Annotated in this window: 12 protein-coding genes; 7 read left to right on the plus strand and 5 right to left on the minus strand. The window is 68.5% G+C overall.

From position 1 onward, the window contains the following. The first annotated feature begins 2 nt into the window (after window positions 1-2). From ligD to ACIPRI_RS08480, 4 genes are all read left to right on the plus strand, one after another. The gene (gene ligD, locus ACIPRI_RS08465; RefSeq protein ID WP_446620976.1) at window positions 3-2,540 is read left to right on the plus strand and encodes a DNA ligase D; all 2,538 of its coding nucleotides are present in this window, start codon (window positions 3-5) and stop codon (window positions 2,538-2,540) included. A 263-nt stretch (window positions 2,541-2,803) separates the two neighbouring features. Next, window positions 2,804-4,909, plus strand: coding sequence for a CHAT domain-containing protein (locus ACIPRI_RS08470; protein ID WP_446620977.1), 2,106 nt, complete (start codon window positions 2,804-2,806; stop codon window positions 4,907-4,909). Continuing rightward, window positions 4,906-6,612, plus strand: a complete 1,707-nt coding sequence (locus ACIPRI_RS08475; RefSeq protein WP_446620978.1) for a ShlB/FhaC/HecB family hemolysin secretion/activation protein — start codon at window positions 4,906-4,908, stop codon at window positions 6,610-6,612. Before ACIPRI_RS08470 ends, ACIPRI_RS08475 begins: the two co-directional genes overlap by 4 nt. 9 nt (window positions 6,613-6,621) lie before the next feature. Continuing rightward, window positions 6,622-11,736, plus strand: coding sequence for a beta strand repeat-containing protein (locus ACIPRI_RS08480; protein ID WP_446620979.1), 5,115 nt, complete (start codon window positions 6,622-6,624; stop codon window positions 11,734-11,736). Between the two features lie 193 nt (window positions 11,737-11,929). Here the strand turns inward: ACIPRI_RS08480 and ACIPRI_RS08485 are convergent, their stop codons facing one another. After that, window positions 11,930-12,841: a LysR family transcriptional regulator gene (locus ACIPRI_RS08485; RefSeq protein WP_446620980.1), complete on the minus strand. Its 912-nt coding sequence runs from the start codon at window positions 12,839-12,841 to the stop codon at window positions 11,930-11,932. A gap of 119 nt (window positions 12,842-12,960) precedes the next feature. Here ACIPRI_RS08485 and ACIPRI_RS08490 point away from each other — a divergent pair, with 119 nt between their 5' ends. The 3 genes from ACIPRI_RS08490 to ACIPRI_RS08500 all read left to right on the plus strand — a co-directional run bounded on the left by ACIPRI_RS08490 (window position 12,961) and on the right by ACIPRI_RS08500 (window position 14,574). After that, window positions 12,961-13,422, plus strand: coding sequence for a cupin domain-containing protein (locus ACIPRI_RS08490; RefSeq protein WP_446620981.1), 462 nt, complete (start codon window positions 12,961-12,963; stop codon window positions 13,420-13,422). Next, window positions 13,419-13,763, plus strand: a complete 345-nt coding sequence (locus ACIPRI_RS08495; protein WP_446621076.1) for a DOPA 4,5-dioxygenase family protein — start codon at window positions 13,419-13,421, stop codon at window positions 13,761-13,763. The genes ACIPRI_RS08490 and ACIPRI_RS08495 overlap by 4 nt, the downstream gene beginning before the upstream one ends. Before the next feature lie 373 nt (window positions 13,764-14,136). Further along, window positions 14,137-14,574: a VOC family protein gene (locus tag ACIPRI_RS08500; protein WP_446620982.1), complete on the plus strand. Its 438-nt coding sequence runs from the start codon at window positions 14,137-14,139 to the stop codon at window positions 14,572-14,574. Window positions 14,575-14,905: 331 nt separating this feature from the next. On the opposite strand, the gene ACIPRI_RS08505 is transcribed toward ACIPRI_RS08500, so the two are convergent. Genes ACIPRI_RS08505 through ACIPRI_RS08520 form a run of 4 tightly spaced genes read right to left on the minus strand, consistent with a single transcriptional unit; the run spans window position 14,906 to window position 19,127 of the window. Then, window positions 14,906-15,271 carry a DUF2200 domain-containing protein gene (locus ACIPRI_RS08505; RefSeq protein ID WP_446620983.1) on the minus strand — a complete coding sequence of 122 codons (366 nt, stop codon included), beginning with the start codon at window positions 15,269-15,271 and terminating at the stop codon, window positions 14,906-14,908. A 40-nt stretch (window positions 15,272-15,311) separates the two neighbouring features. Beyond that, window positions 15,312-16,103, minus strand: coding sequence for a hypothetical protein (locus tag ACIPRI_RS08510; protein ID WP_446620984.1), 792 nt, complete (start codon window positions 16,101-16,103; stop codon window positions 15,312-15,314). 7 nt (window positions 16,104-16,110) lie between these two features. After that, a complete protein-coding gene (locus ACIPRI_RS08515; protein ID WP_446620985.1) occupies window positions 16,111-18,114 on the minus strand; it encodes an ATP-binding response regulator in 2,004 nt (667 codons plus the stop codon). A gap of 11 nt (window positions 18,115-18,125) precedes the next feature. Further along, complete coding sequence (locus ACIPRI_RS08520; protein WP_446620986.1) at window positions 18,126-19,127, minus strand: ABC transporter substrate binding protein; 1,002 nt, start codon at window positions 19,125-19,127, stop codon at window positions 18,126-18,128. Between the last annotated feature and the right edge of the window lie 45 nt (window positions 19,128-19,172).

Here is a 19,172-nt window from a genome sequence, read left to right on the forward strand (position 1 = left end):
GCATGGACAAGACGCGTGAGGCCCTGGCCCACTACCAACGCAAGCGCGATTTCGCGAAGACCCCGGAGCCCAGCAGCGATGGCGGCCGGGCCGGCGCTGCAACCTTGTCCTTCGTCGTGCAGAAGCACTTCGCCAGCCGCCTGCATTACGACTTCCGGCTCGAGCTGGACGGCACGCTCAAGAGCTGGGCCGTGCCCAAGGGCCCTTGCCTGGATTCGAGCGTCAAGCGCATGGCGGTGGAGGTGGAAGACCATCCGCTGTCCTATGCGGATTTCGAGGGCACCATTCCGGCCGGCAACTATGGCGCCGGCCGCGTGATCGTCTGGGACCGCGGCGCGTGGGAGCCCGTCGGCGATCCGCATGAGGGCTTGGCCAAGGGCGACCTGAAGTTCGACCTGCATGGCCACAAGCTGCGCGGCCGCTGGGTGCTGGTTCGCATGAAGGGCAAGGAGGGCGAGAAGAAGTCGCCCTGGCTCCTGATCAAGGAGCGCGACGGCGAGGTGCGGCCGCTCGATGAATACGACGTGCTGGAGGCCATGCCCGACAGCGTGCTGGGCGAAAAGAAGGCCGCCGCCAAGCCCAAGCCGGCGAAGGCCGCGCCCCCCATCAAGATCAAGCCGCCGCCCAAGGCCGCCCTGCCCGCCACGCTGTCGCCGGAGCTCGCCACCCTGGTCGACGCGCCGCCGCAGCCCGAGAGCGACTGGCTCTACGAATTGAAGTTCGACGGTTACCGCCTGCTGGCCCGCATCGATGGCAAGGAGGTGCGTGTCTTCACCCGCAACGGCCACGACTGGAGCGACAAGGTGCCCGAACTGGTGAAGGCCTTGCGCACGCTGGATTTGCGCTCGGGCTGGATCGACGGCGAGATCGTGGTCGAGAACGAACGCGGCGCGCCGGATTTCCAGGCCCTGCAGAACGCCTTCGAGCGCGGCAGCACCGGCAAGATCGTCTACTGGATCTTCGACGTGCCCTACCTCGACGGGCATGACCTGCGCGACACGCCTTTCGAGGAGCGCACGGTGATCCTGCGCGGCCTGCTCGGCGAGAAGACGCCGCCGCTGCTGCGCGTGAGCGAGGCCTTCGATGCGGCGCCGCGCGACCTCTTGGCCGCGGCGGCGCGCCTGGGCTTCGAGGGCATCGTCGGCAAGAAGCGCGACTCGGCCTACGTGTCGCGCCGCTCGCCCAGTTGGATCAAGCTGAAGAACGGGCTGCGCCAGGAGTTCGTGATCGGCGGCTACACCGCGCCGGCCGGCGCGCGCACCGGCTTCGGCTCGCTGCTGCTGGGCGTACACGATGGCTCGGGCGAGCTGCAGTACTGCGGCAATGTCGGCACCGGCTTCGACGAGGCGCGCCTCTCGGATCTGAAGAAGCAGTTCGATGCGCTGGCTGCGTCGAGTTCGCCCTTTGCGCAGGCCGTGCCGAGCACGGTGAAGGTGGCGCAGTGGATCAAGCCGCGGCTGGTGGCCGAGGTGTCCTTTGGCGAATGGACGCGCGACGGCCGCATCCGCCACTCCGTGTTCCAGGGCCTGCGCGGCGACAAGCCGGCCAACGAGATCAAGCGTGAGTTGCCGGCCGAGGCACCCGGCACCGGTGGCAAGGCGAAGGCGGCGTCTGCGCGCGGCGAGGAAGCATCCGCTTCATCATCAAAGGCGCCGCGCGTGCGCGTCACCCATGCCGAGCGCGTGATCGACAAGGCCAGCGGCATCACCAAGGGCGAACTGGTGGCCTACTACCTGCGCATCGCGCCGCTGATGCTGCCGCACCTGAAGGGCCGGCCGGTGGCGCTGTTGCGGGCACCCGAAGGCGTGGGCGCCGAGCTCTTTTTTCAGAAGCATGCGCAGCGGCGCGAGATCCCCGGTCTGACTCTGCTCGACCCGGCGCTGGATCCGGACCACGAGCCGCTGCTGCAGATCGACACCGACACCGCCCTGGTGTCGGCCGCGCAGATGAACACGGTGGAACTGCACACCTGGAACGCCACGTCGAGCGCCATCGACAAGCCCGAGCGCATCTGCTTCGACCTCGACCCTGGCGAAGGCGTGGGTTGGCCGCGCGTGCAAGAGGCCGCGCTGCTGGTGCGGGCCCTGCTGGACGAACTGGGCCTGCCGGCCTATCTGAAGACGAGCGGCGGCAAGGGCCTGCACGTGGTGGTGCCGATCAAGCGCCACTACGGCTGGGACCCGGTGAAGGATTTTTCGCGAGCCGTGGTGGAGCATCTGGCGCAAACCATTCCGCAGCGCTTCGTCGCCAAGAGCGGGCCGAAGAACCGGGTCGGCAAGATCTTTGTCGACTACCTGCGCAACGGCTTCGGTGCCACCACCGTGGCGGCCTGGTCGGTGCGTGCGCGGCCGAGACTGGGCGTGTCGGTGCCGCTCGAATGGGACGAGTTGCCAAGCCTCAAGAGTGGCGACCACTGGACCCTGGAGAACATCGAAGAGCGCATCACCGTCGGCAACGCACCGTGGTCCGACATGGACCGGCGCCGCAGCGGTTTGGCCTCTGCCATGCGCAAGCTGGGCTTCAAACCCGATGCGACATGAAGTGGCCTGAAGCGGCCTGAAGTGCCCGCGCATCCCTTGCGCGAGTTAAGCCGTTCGCCCTAGACCGTCTTGAGAATGGTCACATAAAGGAGCCACTTCTAGACTGCGCCGCACCCTGGCTGTAGCGGGCGCGCACTTCGCGCGACGCCTTCCGGGCTGCGTGCGGGGGTCGAATGCAACGGTGCCACACAACAAGATTCCTCTTCCTTCCTGAAGAGATCGCGCGAACGAGGCGCCTGGCCCTTGCGCTTTCCACCGCTTGCGTGCTGGCCGTGCTGATGCTGGCGCTCGGTGCCGGGCCGCGCGCCTTTGCCCAGCAACGCCAGGCAGCGCCCGACGCCGAGGCCGCTGCGGCGAAGCAGGAAAAGGCGCGCCTGGCCGATGCCGACACCGTCTTCGCGCTGACACAGGACGGCGCCATCCTGTACTCGCAAGACGCGCTCAAGCTCTCGGGCTACCAGTACTGCAGCCAGGCGGTGGCGCTGGCCGAAGCGGGCGACTTCCGCCAGAGCGTGCGCGCCGCCAGCAAGGCGCTGCACCTGGCCAACACCACGCGCGATCCGAACCTGGTGGCTTTTGCCAATCGCGACCTGGCCATCGTCTACAGCTATTCGGGCCAGCTGGAGAAGGCCGAGGAGTTCGCGCGCGAAGCGCTGCGCCATCAGGCCAAGGACCCGAAGCTGGTGGTCGGCCCGGCGCACAAGGTGGTGGGCGACGTGCAGACGCGGCGTGGCGATTACGCCGGCGCGGTGCTGAGCTATGACACGGCCCTGGCCAACAGCTCGCCGCGCTACACGCCGCTGGTGCAGGCCTCGCTGGCCAATGCCCTGATCGAATCGGGCAACACGGAGCGCGCGCGCCAGCTGCTCACCACGATCGAAGCGCCCAAGGATGCCTCGCTGGCGGCGCAGCTGGAGCGCACCAAGGCGCGCCTGCTGCTGGCCGAGAACAAGCCGGGCGAAGCACGCGACGCCTACCTCAAGCTCACCACTTACAAGGCGGGCGCGGACGCGCAGTACTACCGCATGTGGGCCTGGGACGGCGTAGCACGCAGCGAGTCCGCGCTGGGCCAGAAACAGGCCGCCGCGGACGCGTCCACGCGCGCGCTGCAGGACGTCGATGCAGTGCGGGCCAAGTTCCGCAGCGAAGAATTCAAGATGGGCCTGTTCTCCGACCTGCAGGTCATCTTCGATCGCGCGGTGAGCCTGTACAGCGACGCGGGCAACGCGAGCCAGGCACTGGAAGTGAGCGAGCGCAGCCGCTCGCGCGCGCTGCTCGACGCGGTGCGCGGCCGCGCGGCGCTGGGCCGCACCGACGCAGCCGGTAGCGCCAGCAGCGCCGACCTGGGCCAACTGCAGCGCGCGCTCAAGAGCGACGAGCGGGTGGTGCAGTTCCACTCGCTGCCGGATCGGCTGCAGGTCTGGGTGGTGAGCCCGGGCGAGGTCAAATCGCATTCCATTCCGATCAAGCACGACGAGCTGGTGGAGCTGGTCGAGACCTTCCGCAACTCGGTCGTGCGCGGCCGGCGCAATGCCATTGCCAATGCCGACAAGCTCGGGGCCGGGCTGATCGCGCCGCTGGGCCTGACGCCGGGGCAACGCGTGGTGATCGTGCCGCATGGCCCGCTGCACTACCTGCCCTTCCAGGCGCTGCGCACCGACGGCCGCTACCTGATCGAGACCAACCCGGTGTCGGTGTCGCCCTCGATGACCATCGCGGTGCAGCTGGCGCAGCGCGCGAGCAGCACCGAGCCGTCGCTGGTGGCCTTCGGCAATCCGCGCATCGAAGAAAAATACGATCTGCCCGGCGCCGAAGTGGAAGTGAAGCAGCTGGCCCAGCTGTTCCCGCGCAACAACCTCTACCTGGGCGCCGCGGCCACCAAGACGCAGTTTCGCGAAGCGGTGAACCGCGCGCCCATCGTGCACGTGGCCGCGCATGCCGAGGCCGACCAGGTCGACCCGCTCTATTCGCGCATCCTGCTGGCCAACGAGGGCGGCAAGCAGAACTTCCTGGAGGCGCACGAGATCCTGGCCATGCCGATGCAGGGCACCGCGCTGGTGACGCTGTCGGCCTGCGAATCGGGCCTGGGCCGGGTCGCCAAGGGCGACGAGGTGCTGGGCTTCACCCGCTCCTTCCTGTCGGCCGGCACCTCGGCGCTGATCGCCTCGCTGTGGCCGGTGTCGGACGACGCCACCGAGGTGCTGATGAGCACCGTCTATTCCGAGCTGGCCAAGGGCCGCGACGTGCAGCGCGCCATGCAGGCCGGCCAGCTGGCGGTGCTGAAGCAGCCGCGCATGGCCCATCCCTTCTTCTGGGCGCCCTTCAACCTGATCGGCAACTGGCGCATGACGGTGGGGAGCGCGGCATGAAGAAGAACAACAGGAAGACAGCGCTGGTGCTGGCGGCGCTGGCGCTCGTGGGCTCGGAGCAGGCCCAGGCGCAGTCGCAGCAGATCGAGAGCACCACGCTCACGCCCACGCAGAACCCCTGCACCAGCTGCGCAACCAACGCACCAGCCCTGGCCCAGGCCGTACCACCGCCTGGCGCGCCGACGCAAGCCTTGCCCGCCACGCCGGCGCCGCAGACCTCATTTCGCCTGAACGACCTGCGCCTCAACGGCGCCCAGGCGCTGCCGGCCGAGGCGCTGGCCGCGGTAACCCGCCCCTACATCGGGCGCGACGTCACGTTGGCCGACCTGGAGCAGTTGGCGCAGGCCATCACGCAGCTGTACCGCGAGCGTGGCTACTTCCTGGCGCAGGCCGTGGTGCCGGTGCAGACCGTGCGCGATGGCGTGGTGGAGATCAGCATCATCGAAGGGCGGCTGGGCCGGGTGCTGGTCAACGTGGCGCCCGATGCGCCGATCAGCGAAGAACGGGTGCGCGCCTTCCTGGCCCGCCTGCAGCAGGGCAGCGCGGTGGATTCGCCCAACTACGAGCGCGCCATGCTGCTGTTGTCGGACCAGCCCGGCATCCGCGTCACCTCGGCCTTGCAGGAAGGCGCGCAGGCCGGTACCACCGATCTCACGGTGGACGTGGTGGCGGCGCCGCGCTGGGAGTTTGCGCTGGACGCCGACAACCATGGCACGGAGGAATCGGGCCGCTACCGCATCGCCGGCACTGCGCGCTGGCTGAGCCCATCGGGCATCGGCGACAACGTCGATGCGCGGCTGATGGCCTCGGACGAGGGCATGGTGTTCGGCCGCGTGTCCTACGAGGCGCCGATCGGTGCCGACGGCCTGCGCGCCGGCATCGGCCTGGCCCACGTGCGCTACGAGCTGGGCGGCGATTTCGTCGACCTGGACGCGCACGGCACCGCCGACATTGCCGACATCTCGCTCAACTACCCGCTGATCCGCTCGCGCCGCCAGAACCTTTTCCTGCGCGCAGGCGCCGACATCCAGGACTTGTCCGATCACTTCGACGCCCTGGCCTTCGATTCGAAGAAGCGCGTGCACGGCTTCGGCCTCGGCTGGTCGTGGGAGCTGCGCGACGATTTGCTGGGCGGCGGCTACTGGGCCAGCTCCGGCAACTACTACCACGGCCGACTGGACATTCGAGACCCCTTGAGCGAGGCCGTCGACCAGAGCGTGTTCGGGCGCCACACCGAAGGCGGCTTCGACAAGCTCACCTTCCGCTTCTCGCGCCTGCAGGCCATCGTGCCGCAGCACTCGCTCTACCTGAGCCTGGGCGGGCAATGGGCCGACAAGAACCTGGACCCTTCGCAAAAGCTGTCGCTGGGCGGCGCCCGCGCGGTGCGGGCCTACCCTTCGGGCGAGCTGCTGGTGGACGAAGGGCTGATCGGCACCGTCGAATGGCGCTGGTCCTTCAACGACGAGCTCACGCCCTACGTGTTCTACGACGCGGCCCGCGGCAAGATCGCCAAGGACCCGTTCAGCACCGAGACCGACAACACCCAGAGCCTGCGCGGCGCCGGCTTCGGCCTGTCGTGGGCGCGGCCCGGCAACTTCGCCCTCAATGCCACTCTGGCTTGGCGCGCCGGCACGCGCGAGGCCATCACCGATGGCGGTGGCCACAACCCGCGGCTGTTTGTGCAGTTGCAGAAGTTTTTCTAGGCGGGCGCCATGAACCATTCCGAATCAAGTATGGCCCGCCGGGCGGCGCGCCGCGAACTGCGCCTGACGCCGCTGGCGCTCAGCCTGATCTGCCTGGGACTGACGCCGGCGCTGGCGCAGAACCTGCCCGTTCCTGCGGGTGGCGGCGCCAACCTGGTTCCCGTCCCGGGAGGTGGCAGCGTGGAACTGCGGCCGGGCTCGGCCACGGTCATGAACATCCAGCAAAACACGCCGCGCGCCATCGCTGAGTGGCAGAGCTTTTCCATCGCTTCTGGCAGCGCGGTCTTCGTGAACCAGCTCAGCAACGCCAGCGTGCTGCTCAACCGTGTGAAGGGCAGTGACCTGTCGACCATCGCGGGCACGCTCAAGGCCAATGGCCATGTCTACCTGGTCAATCCCAACGGGGTGTTGTTCAGCGCGGGCTCCTCGGTCAGCGTGGGCGGCCTGATCGCTTCCACGCTCGACATCAGCAATACCAACTTCATGGACGGCAAGCAGCTGGTGTTCGAGCGAGGTGCAGGCACGCCCGCGAAGGTGGAGAACTACACCAGCATCGCCGTGGGTGCCGGCGGCACGGTCGGGTTGTTCGGCGACGAAGTCATCAACGCGGGCAATATCGACGTGGCGCGCGGCTCCGTCGGCCTGGTGTCGGCGCGCAAGGTGACGGTGGACTTCGACGGCGATGGCCTTACCCGATTCACCATCCCGGCCGATTCGGCCGCCACCTCCGCGCTGGTGAACAACACCGGCTCCATCACCGCCGACGGCGGCCGCATTGCGTTGATGGCGGCCTCCACCGCCAAGGCGCAGGTGGTCAACCAGAGTGGCGTGCTGCGCGCCAACAGCATCGAGCAGCGCAATGGCGAGATCGTGCTGAGCGCGGGCGTGAGTGTCGACAACGAGGGGCGCGATGTCTTCAGCGCGGACAGCATGCGCGTGTCGGGCCAGATCGAGGCGAGCGGCGGCCGGCTGAACATCCGCTCGGGGCAGGACATCACCGTCTTCCAGGCCACCGCTACCGCGCCGACGGCGCCAACGGACGGCGGCAGCATCATCGATGCGAGCGTCCTGAGCGATGCCCTCGACAAATCCACGAGCGTGATGCTGGAAAGCGCCGCGCTGCGGGCGGACGTCGGCGAGGTGAACGTTTCCGCCGGCTTCGGCGTGCGCTTCGACGTCGACGCGCAGGTGATCAAGAACACGGGGGGCAACGCCAGTTTCACCGTCAACTCGACGCGCAACATCGGCATGGCGTCCAATTCGGCGCTGGTGTCGTCCAGCGGCGCGCTGAATGTCGATTTCAACGCCGATGCCAAGGGCATCCTGGCGGGGACGGCGGAGATCTACACCGGCTCCCCCAACGCGAACGAAGGCGGCGCCATCGTGATGAACAACGCCGTCATCGCCAGCAACGGCGGCGACGTGCGCTTCTATGGGCAGAGCGATCCGGTCAATGGCCGCGCGGTGGGCAGCTTCTCGGATTTCAACTTCGTCGAAGACGGCATCGCCATGTCGGAGAGCCTCGTGTCCACCTGCGCCGCCGGCCAGACTGCATGCACCGGCGGCGGCGCCATCAGCCTGCGCGGCCAGGGCATCAGCGCGACGGAGGAGGGCTCGACGGTCAGCAGCGGCAACGGCGTGTACATGGTGGGCAGCAGTCTGCTCAGCGGCAGCGGCGCCATCAGCGTGGACGGGCGCGGCGCGCTGGGCGCTTCGGGCGTGCTGGCGACGGGGTCGCTCAGCGAACTAATCGCCGTCGCCGCGCTGGCCGCGCTGCCCGGCCAGTCTTCGATCGAATCGACCTCGGGCGACATCCGCATCAGCGGCGACACGCGCGGCTGGCGCAGCGGTGAGTCGGCCGTTGTCTTCGACAGCCGGGAAAACAACAGCGCCACCAGCGGCGCCGGCGTGACCTTGAACAACGCGCTGGTCAGCACCGGCAACGGCAACGTCAGCATCGACGGCACCGGCGCCGACCTGACGGCGCTGGGCAACGACGCGGTTTTCCAATCGCGCCTGCTCGCTTCCACCGGCAGCAACAGCGCCACCGTGGGCGGCTCGCACGGCGTGCTGCTCAACGCCACCAGCATCGTGGCGGGCGCGGGCCGGCAGATTGCCGTCTCGGGCAAGGCAGGCAGCGCCGCCTTCACCGTCAACCGGGACGTCAGCACCGGCGTCCTGAGCACCACCCCCGACACCGGCCCGGCCTACGGCGTGCAGCAGCGCATGGCGTTCGGCGCCGGCTTCATGCAGGCCGAAGGCGGGCGCATCGTGATCGACGGGCGCGGCACCGACGTGTCGATGACCTACTCCGACGACTCGGAGGCCAGCATCGGCGCCCCCCTGCTGAGCGTGGCTTCGCAAACGCGGGCTGGCGGCAGCATCGAAGTGCGCGGGCGCGACATCCAGCTGGTCAATTCCTTCGGCCCGGTGGCCCACCTGATCGATGCCAGCGGCGCGGGCAGCGGCGGCAGCATCAGCTTCCTGGGCAGTGGCGCCATCGCGCTGGACCAGAACGTGGGCATGCGGGCCGACGCCGTCACGCCGGTGGGCAGCGGCGGCACGATTCGCGTGGTGGCCGACGGCGACCTGCGCAGCCACGGCAGCTACAGCGCGCGCGCAGGCGCGTCGGGCGGCAACGGCGGCCTGGTGGAAACATCGGGCCACAACGTCGACCTCACCGGCATCCGGGTCGATGCCTCGGCGGCGGCCGGCCAGGCGGGCACCTGGCTGATCGACCCGTTCGACGTCAACATCGTGGACGGCGTCGCCAGCGGCAGCCTGCCCACCAACCCGTTCGAGCCGATCGCCAATTCGACCATCCAGGATGGCGATATCAACGACGCCCTCAACAAGGGCACCAGCGTCACCATCGGCACCGGCGTGCCCGATGCCACGTCTTTCCTGGGCAACATCACCTTCGACCGCGGAGTCGAGATCAATCTCGACACCGGAGAAACGCCCGTCACCTTCAGGCTGGATGCGGGCCGCTCGATCAGCTCGACCTTCGGCGACACCATCATCCAGGCCAACTCGGCGCCCTTGAACGTGGAGTTCAATGCCGGCGTGGACGGGGCCAGCGGGTCGATCAACTATGACGGGCTGATCCGCACCAACGGCGGCAACGTGACGATGCGGGCGCTGGGCAATGGCTTTTCGGACTGCGGCATTTGCATGAGCGGCGCCTTCATCGACACGCGCGTCGGCGGCCTCGACAGCAATCCTGGCGGCAATGTCAGTCTGACGGTGCCGGCGCCGGGCACCCAGGTGGACGGCTTCACGCGCGCGGCGATCGACCTCGACAGAACGAGCATCTTCACGTCCAGCGGCGACGTGGCGATCAGCGGCTTCTCGCAGAGCGGGACCGGCGTGCGCATCGCCAGCACCATCTTCAGCGCCGAGGGCAGCGGCAGCATCCAGACCACCAGCGGCGACATCACCATCACCGGCGTCGGTGCCTTCGCCAGCAACAGCGCCGACGCACCCGGGCATGGCGTGAGCATCGACGGTGCCCTGCTTTCCACGGTAGACGGGAACATCGCGGTGCGCGGCCTGCGCCAGGCTGGCGTCCAGCCCGGCACCGGCGTGTCGCTGCGGGGCGGCACGCTCTTGACCACCACCGGCAGCGGCGACATCGAAGTGACCGGCGAATCGCTGGACGGCGGCGCGGGCGTGCTGCTGTCCGGCGCCACCACCAACGAACAGGGCCAGACCTTCGCGGCCTCGCGCATCGACGGCAATCGCCACGTGGTGCTGCGCGCCGCCAACAACGGCAGCAGCGACGCCCTCGCGATCGACGGCACCGTGCGCGCCGGCCAGGTGCTGAACCTGCGCCCGGGCGGCGTCGACGCGGCCACCGGCGCGGGCGTGGACCGCACCGCCAACACCATCAGCCTGCTGGGTGGGTCCGGCGCCACCGGCTTCGCGGTGTCGAGCGACGAGATGGCGCGCATGACGGCCGCGGCCGTGGTGGTGGGCAGCAGCACGCACGCCGGCAACATCGACGTGCTGGCGCCCATGGCGAGCAGCGTGCCGCTCACGCTGCAAAACGGTGGCGGCGGCAACATCAACCTGCAGGGGGCGATATCGGCGCCGACCTTGAGCCTCATCAGCGGCGGCAACATCACGCAGGCGGCCGGCGCCGCCATCAGCGCCGGCACCTTGCTGGCGCAGTCGTCCGGCGGCAACGTGATCCTGGCCGACCCCGGCAACAACGTCAGCGCCAGCACCCTGGGCGGCGGCGCGGCGGGGCGCTTCGAGTTCGTCAACAGCGCGGCCCTGCGCGTCGGGCCGGTCTCGGTCACCGGTTGGGATGCGGCCGGCAACCTGCCGCAGGTGCGCGCGGCCAGCTCGATGGCGGCCGACACGGTGCTGATCCGTACCTTGTCGGGCGAGCTGATCCTGGCCAGCAACGTGAGCAGCAGCAACGGCGCCGACCTGGTGGCCGCCACCACCTTCCAGAACGCGGGCGGCAGCATGAGCGGCGCGCCGTGGCGAATCTGGGCCGACACCTGGGTGGGCGAAACGCGCGGCGGGCTGGTCGGCTCGGGCCAGTTCCCCAATCTTTATCACTGCGCCTACCTGGGCCTGTGCACGGTGACGGTGTCGCCGGGCGACAACCACTTCATCTATGCGCAGCAGCCATCCGTCACCGTCACCTTGGGCAGCTTCTCACGCAGCACCGGGCAGCCCAATCCAGCATTCACCTACACGCTGGGCGGCCTGATCCTGGGCGACACCGGCGTGGGCATCACCGGCACGCCGGGCACCACCGCCGGCCTGCAAAGCCCGGCCGGCAGCTACCCGGTGTTCGGCACCTTCACGTCCGCCGAGGGCTACCTGGTCAACGTGGTGCCGGGCCGGTTGCTGGTGAGCGAAGGGGCCGCCAAGCCCCTGCCCGTGCCGGCACGTTTTGTCGACGTGCTGCGCGAGGAGCCCACCACCTATCTCTACGATCGCAACATCGGCCAGGCCCCGATCTGCCTGGCCAGCGGCCCGCTGGAAGGCGACCGGGCGCAGCAGGGCAACGACCTGCTGGCGCGCGAATGGTCGCGCGTGCGGACACGGCCGAACCTCACGAGCTGCCTGGATACGGAGAGGCAGAACGGATGCTCGGACTTTTAGGGGGTCTTGGCCAATGGGGGGTTGGACGCGACTGCTTGTTTTTGCTGGGGGTTGTGGGTCGGCTTGGGGCCCCAGTCCGGGCCTTCAGCATCAATGAAAGCTGACCTTCGTCAAAGTCACTGAACGGCCAGTTCCTGTTGATGGCGACGGGCAGCTTCCTGGCACCTCACCTGGCTGCTTGTGCCGCCCGTCGCTACCAACCCTCCTCCCACGGCGGCACGGGTCCGAAGCGCGCGATGAGAAAGTCAATAAGCACCCGCACCCGTGACGGCTGCGTGCGATTGGGCAGATAGACCAGATAAATGCCGCCCTCGGGCGCCGGCTGGAACTGCCGCAGCAACGGCACGAGGGTCCCTTGCCGCACGTCCGCGCCCACCATGTGGCGCGGCAGCAGGCCCACACCGAGGCCGGAAAGGATGGCCGCGCGGACGGCCTCCAGATCATCGGTCTCGAATGAAGCCGGAACCTTCACCGCGTATTTCTGCCCGCTGCGCCGGAACGCCCAGATCCCTTTGGGCGCGAGCATTGGGAAGAGCACGCAGTCGTGCTTTTCCACGTCCTCGATCCGGCGCGGCGTGCCGCGCTGCGCGAGATACGCCGGCGAGGCAAGCAAGACGAGTCGGCTGACCGCGAGCTTTCGTGCGACCAGATTCGGCGCGGGGGGCGACGAACGGATGCCGAGGTCGAAGCCCTCGGCGCCCAAGTCCACCGTGCGATTGCTGCAGGAGAGCCTGACCTGGATCTTTGGATACTGCTGCTGGAATTCGACGATTGCCGGCAAGACGTGCCGCACCGCGAACGCCGGGATCGCGGTCATCTTCACGACTCCGGCCGGCTCGGACTGAGCCTGCGTCACGCGCCGCTCGGCAAGTTCTGCTTCGTGCAGGATGTTCACGCAGTGCTCATAGAAGATGCTGCCGGCTTCGGTCAGGCTGAGCTTGCGCGTCGTGCGGTTCAGCAGCTTCACCGCCAGCGAGCGCTCCAGCGCGCTGACCTCCCGGCTCGCGAGCGATTTTGAGATGCCGAGCTTGTCAGCGGCGGCGGAAAAGCTCTTCGCGCCCACCACCTCCGCGAACACGTTCATGCCGGCCAGCCTGCTTTTCATTAGCGATGTCCTTGCAACAGTGGGTTGAACTTGACACTATTTATAAGATTTGTGCAACGGACTACATTTCGTCGCACCGGTCCCGATACCCGGTCCGGCAACGAACCCAGGAGAGCGTCATGAGTGGCGAATTGATCAAGGTAGGCCAACTCGAGATCCGCTATCTCGTCGATGGTGCGGAAAAGGGCGGGTTGGGCGTGTTCGAGATGACGGTGCCTGCGGGGGCCATCGTTCCTCCGCCACACAGCCACACCGACAACGAGGAGTGCGTCTACGTCCTGGAAGGCACGCTGCGCTATTCCGTCGACGGGGAATCGCGCGACCTCGAGCCGGGCGACTGGATGTCGACGCCGCGGGGCTCGACACATCACTTCATCAACAAGACAGATGCCGCGGTGCGCGCGCTGGTCATCATGACGCCGGACATCGGGCCGCAGTACTTCCACGATGTCGGCGCCGTCGTCAACGCGGGCGGGCTGCCTGATCGAATGAGGTTGGCTCAGGTGATGGCGCAATATGGACTGGTGCCGGCGCGGCCGCCGGCACCGGCAAACCAGCCGGTCGAGCACGTCCCCGGCTGACTTTTGCCGGGACGGATCACCTCGAGGTCCATGGTTTCACCCCATTCCCTGCAGGGCCGCACCGGCGCGGCAGCTTCGAAGTGTTGTTCACGCGTGAAGCGTTCGCCGACTATGTGTCGTGGCTGATGTTCTCCCGTCCCCCCTGGCTCGACATCCTCGTCCATCCGCTGACGGGCTCGCAGTTGCTCGACCACACGCGACGCGCCCTCTGGCTCGGCACCCCGCTTGCGATCGACTGCGCGCTCTTGAAGGATGCCGAAGACAGGCTCCTCGCCGCCGGACGAAGCGAGGAAACGATCATCGAAGGCACCAAGACACACGGGCACCGTCGCGCAGGGTAGGGTTGGGGGCGGTGGCGGGCGAGTACGCCGAGAGCCGCAGCGTCGAAGGGCCCCGGCGTCTGCTTCGAGGCGATGAATCGGACGACATGATCAACGGCGCTGGGTCGAGAGCGGCGTCAAGTCGCTGCTTTCTGGCATTCACATTGAATGCCCGGTGTTGCGACTGTAGCCCGCCACCGCTGGGCGAGCTCAGGGCCCCGAAGCAGAAGTGCGATCCGGAGCATGATTCAAGAATGTTGAAATTGCCGGGACGTACTGGCGGAACATTGACGGCAGCGAGCTCACTCAGCGCGAGGCCTAGGCGGCGACCGGCTGAAGACTACTACTTGCGGTCGTCCTATCATGTGAGCGTGTGAGCGAATAAGGAGGACCAATGAAGCCTCAGATCCACGTGATCACGCTGGCCGTGGAGAACTTGGAGCGGGCGCTTGCCTTCTACCGGTCGCTTGGGCTCGAGTCGCCCGGTGTGACAGCAACCGAATTCGCTGGCGACGATACCCACCCCGCGGGCGCAATAGTCATGTTTCGCCTCAACGGGGGGCAGATCCTCGCCCTCTATCCGCGCAGCGAACTCGCGAAAGACGCAGGCATCACGCAGGGGCCAGCGCAGAGCGGCGAGTTCAGTCTCGGTCACGTTGTCGCGACTCGCGATGAGGTAGACGCGCTTTTGGCCAAAGCCGAGGCGGCGGGGGCGCCCGTCACCGCCCTACACGACCGGCCCTGGGGCATCTACTCCGGCTACTTCCGCGACCTTGACGGACACCTGTGGGAAATCATCCACAACCCGAGCAGCACCGACGTCAGCACCTGATCGGCTATATCGAGTCCAAGGAGGGTCCCAGTCGAGACCACATTCGCACCGCACTTGCGCGAGATCATTTGGGGCGTTTGCTGCGCGCGTGACGCACGCGCGTCCGTCTTAAGCCGCGCCGAACACTGCGGTGAACGGCCGCTACCGGGCGAGTTGGGTGACGGCCTCAAAAGTCGGCTCTTGGCCGACAGCCGTCCAAATATGGAGTTCTGCGGCTGCTAAGTATGGACCGCACAGATCTCATTGGACTTGGCGAAGCGAGCTCAGTGCACGGTTCTGGCCCGAGTTCTGCCTTTGGCGCGCAGGTCCCACTTTCAAGGATGCGAGGGCACTAGTTCCGCAAGATCTTCTGGATCGGCTTTCCCTTCGCAAGCTCGTCGATCAGCTTGTCCAGGTAGCGGATCTTCTGCATCAGCGGGTCATCGATTTCTTCGACGCGAACGCCGCAGACGACGCCCTTGATGAGCGAGCTGTTCGGATGCATGGCTGGGGCATGGCGGAAGAATGCCTCGAAATCATTCTCCTGTTCGATCTGCTGCTGCAGTCCCGCGGGGTCGTAGCCCGTCAGCCAGCGAATGACCTGATCGACTTCTTCCTTCGTACGGTTCTTGCGCTCCGCCTTTTGGACGTACAACGGATACACCTTCGCAAACGGTGTCGCGAAAATCCGATGCTTTGGCATCTTCGTTTCTCCCATGGGATGTTCTGCCTCAGACATCAATGGCAAGGAAGCACGATCAGCCCTTCGCCGACAACGCCCTGCCAAAGTCCCCCGTGTAGGTCTTGTGCCCCTGGTGCGTCAGCCGCGAGCGCGCATCCACATGGACCTTGCCCCCGATCGATTGCCAGCGCCGGCAGAAAGCGTAATCCTCGGTCAAATAGCGCCCGTTGTCCGGCTCGGCCAGCACGTCGAAGAAGCGGTAGTGCGGCGGCGGCGCGCTCTGGCCCTGGCGGATCAGCGGGTGGCCGGCGCCATCCGGCGTGTAGCGCAACTCGGGCAGCGCAGCGGCCATCTTGTCGAACACGCGGCGCGCGATCAGCATGAAGCCGGTGGGTGCGTCCAGCACTTCCATGAAGCCGTCGGCGTCGACTTCTCCGCCCGCCAGAAGGTTCGCCGGAAAGCTGCCATAGCGCGCCTCGAAGTCCGCGCGCGTGCTGCCGGCGGGCAGAGCTTCATCCAAACCCTGCGCCGGCCAGGCGTCGATCTTGTGCGGGTAGACGCCGGCCACCACGTCGTGCCCGGACAGGAGCAGGCGCAGCGCGGCCTCGGGCTCGAAGCCGATGTCGGCATCGATCCAGAACAGGTGCGTCCAGCGTGGGTCGGCCATGAATTCGGCCACCATGCGGTTGCGCGCGCGCGTGATCAGGCTGTCGCCGTCCAGGAAGCGCGTCTGCATCGAAAAGCCGTGGCTGTAGGCCAGGTTGACCAGGCCCAGCAGGCTGCGCACGTAGCTGGTGCACAGCACACCGCCGTAGTTGGGCGTGGCGATGTAGGGGCGGATGTCTTTCAGCGCTGTCGTGTCAAGCATGTCGTCATCAAGCGTGGGCCGGATGCGTGTGGCGGCGCGCGGAGAGCAGGGCGCGCAGCTTGGCCGGCGCCACCGGCTTGGTCAAAAAGGTCACGCCCTGCTGGCGCAGGCGCTGCAGTGCCTCCGGCCCGGTGGCGCCAGAGACCAGCACGGCCAGTGCCTCGGGCATGAGGCGCTGCGCGGCTTCGATCACCGCCATGCCGTCCTCGTCGCCGGCGAGCTGCAGGTCGCACAGGATCACGTCGTACGGCGTGCTCTCATGACCCATGCGTTCGAGCGCCGCGCCGCCGGTCTCGGCGCAGGCCACGTCGCAGCCCCATTGGTGCAGCAGTTGCCGCGTGGCGTGCAGGATGACCTCGTCGTCGTCCACCACCAGGCAGCGCAGGCCGGCCAGCGGTGCCATCGGCGGCGGCGGCGCCACCGGGCGTGCGGCGCCCACCGGGTCGGCGGCTGGCAGCGTCAGCGAGAAGGTGCTGCCCAGGAGCAGCGCCGAGCGCAGCTCGATGCGCGTCCCCAGCAAGGCCGCCACCCGCGCGCAGATCGCCAGCCCCAGGCCGAAGCCCTGGCGCCGGTCGCGCTCGGTGTTGGCCACCTGGTAGAACTCCTCGAAGATGCGCTGCTGGTGGATCGGCGCGACGCCGATGCCGTTGTCGCGCACCTCGATGCGCACCGTGCCCGGCTGCGCGCCGCGCCGCGCCGCGACCAGCACCGTGCCCTCGGGCGGCGCGTGGCGGATCGCGTTGCCGATCAGATTGCCGATGATGCGGATCAGCATGGCGGCGTCGCTGCGCACCGCGCGGCCTTGCGCCTTGAAGATCATGCGCACGCGCGCCTCGCCGGCCTGCGCCGCATGCTGGCCGGCCAGGTGCTCGAACAGCCCGTCCAGCGACACCGTGGCCAGGTTGGGGGTGAGCACCTGCGCATCCAGCCGCGAGATCTCCAGCAAGTCGTCCAGCAGCACGCTCATGAACTGGGTGCTTTCCTGCAGCCGCAGCACCGCCGGGCGCTGGGCCGGCGTGGCCGTGGGCAGCAGGCCGTCGATGAACAGACCCATGGCATGCAGCGGCTGGCGCAGGTCGTGGCTGGCGGCCGCCAGGAAGCGGGCGCGCGACAGCGCCGCCTGCTCGGCCTCGGCCATTCGCTGCAGCGCCACCGAGGTGGCTTCGCGCACGCGTTCCTCGCTCACCTGCTGGTTGTGTGCAAGGCGCTCGGCCAGCCGGTTCACGTCGTGCGCCAGGCTGGCCAGCTCGTGCGGACGGTGCGCGCGGCCGCGCGCCGGCGGCGGGGCCGCCTGCACGTCGCAGCGTGCGTCGAAGTTGCCGGCCTCCAGCGCAGCCACCGTGCGCGAGACGCGGCGCAGCGGCCGCGCCACCGTGCGCGCCATGTGCCGCACCGAGGCCCAGGCCACCAGGATGGCGATCAGCGCGATGCCGATGGCCGCCACCAGCGAGCGGGTGCGCTCGCGCGCGTAGCCGGTGGTGTCGCGAAAGGCCTGCACCAGGCCGATCGGCGTTTCGCCGGCGGCGGTGGCGCCGGGCGGCGAGAAGGCGCTGGCGCGCGAGGCTTCGCGCAGGGTCACCGGCGCGGTGAAGACGCGCAGGTTTTCCATGCTGCTGGCGCCGGCGCCGGCGCTGACGAACACGCCGGCGTTGTTGCTGATCTCCACCCGCGTGACCTCGCTGCTTTGGAGCGCGGCGTTGGCCACGTTCTGCAGGGCCGGCAGGTCGCCCGCGTAAAGGCTCAGGTCGGACAGCGCCGCCACCTGGCTGGCGATGGCCTGGCCTTCGGCGTTGAAGGCGCTCTCCAGCGTGTCGAGCCGGCTGTGCGTGAACCAGGCGGTCAGGGCCAGCGCCGCCGCCGCGCAGGGCACCACGCCCAGGCGCAGCAGATCGCGCTGCAGATTGCCGCTCATCACGATGGCCGGCGGCATCTGCGGCTCCGGGCGCGCCGGCTCGTCTCGGACGTCGGTCGTACCAGGGTGAGCCGCGAAGCCCGTTGCAGGCGGGTTCATGGCGCCCCCGCTCATCGCACCCCGGTCACCCGCTCGGCCAGTTCGCGTTCGTCCGGCAGGCGCAGACCGAGTCCGCGCGCGACGTTGACGTTGACGCGTACCGAGGCCGGCCGCGCCGCCTCGACCATCACGCCGGCAGGGCCCGCCGCCAGCTTCTGGCCCAGCGCGTGCGCCTGGCGCGCCAGCTGGGACGGCGTCGACACCGCGGCAGCCAGGCCGCCGGAGCGCACCATGCCTTCGCTGGCGCCGAACACCGGCACACCCGCGCCGGCGGCGGCACGCAGCACCGCCAGCGTGGCGGCCTGGTCATCGCCGATCGAATCGGGCAGCACCATCAGCGCGTCGCTGTTGGCCAGCACGCCGCGCAGCGCGATGGCGATCGACTTGGCGTCGGGGGCGGTGGCCACCTGCAGGCTCCAGCCCGTGCCCGCGGCGCGTTCCAGTTCGCGCAGCAGCGGCTCGGATTCGACGGTGGCCATCACGCCCAGCCGACGCCGCTGCGGCAGGGTCGCTTCCACCAGCGCCAGCTGGTCGGCCATGGACGGGTCACGCAGCAGCACGCCGACGCGGCGGTCGGTGCGGCGCAGGCCCGGGCTGGCTTTCAGGTTCTCGTATTCGAGCCGGCTGAGCATGGCCAGCAGCAGCGGCTCGCGCCCCTCGCTCTCGATGGCCGAGCGTGCCGCGCCGGGGCCGACCGCGACGGTCAGCGCCTCGTTGCCGCTGCCGCCATTGCCCGTGCCGCCGCGCAGGCCGCGCGTGCGCACACCGGCATTGGCGGCTTGTTCTTCGTCGGCGGTGGCGGCAGGCGCAGCCGCCGCCGCAGACGGCGGTGCGCCGTCGGGCGACAGGCGCACCACGTCGAAGCGGCTGCCCGGCGCCTGCGTGTCGCGCAGCTGCTGGATGAACTCGGCATTGGCAGTGCGGTCGTCGGCGGTGAGCACCGTCATGCGGGTGGTGAGCGCGGCCTGCGCCAGTCCTGGCGACATGCCCAAGAGCAGCAAAGCGGGAACCAAGGCCCGCAGCATGGCAAAAAACGCCACCCCTGAAATCTGGAAAGA

The organism is Variovorax sp. LARHSF232 (assembly GCF_052871435.1).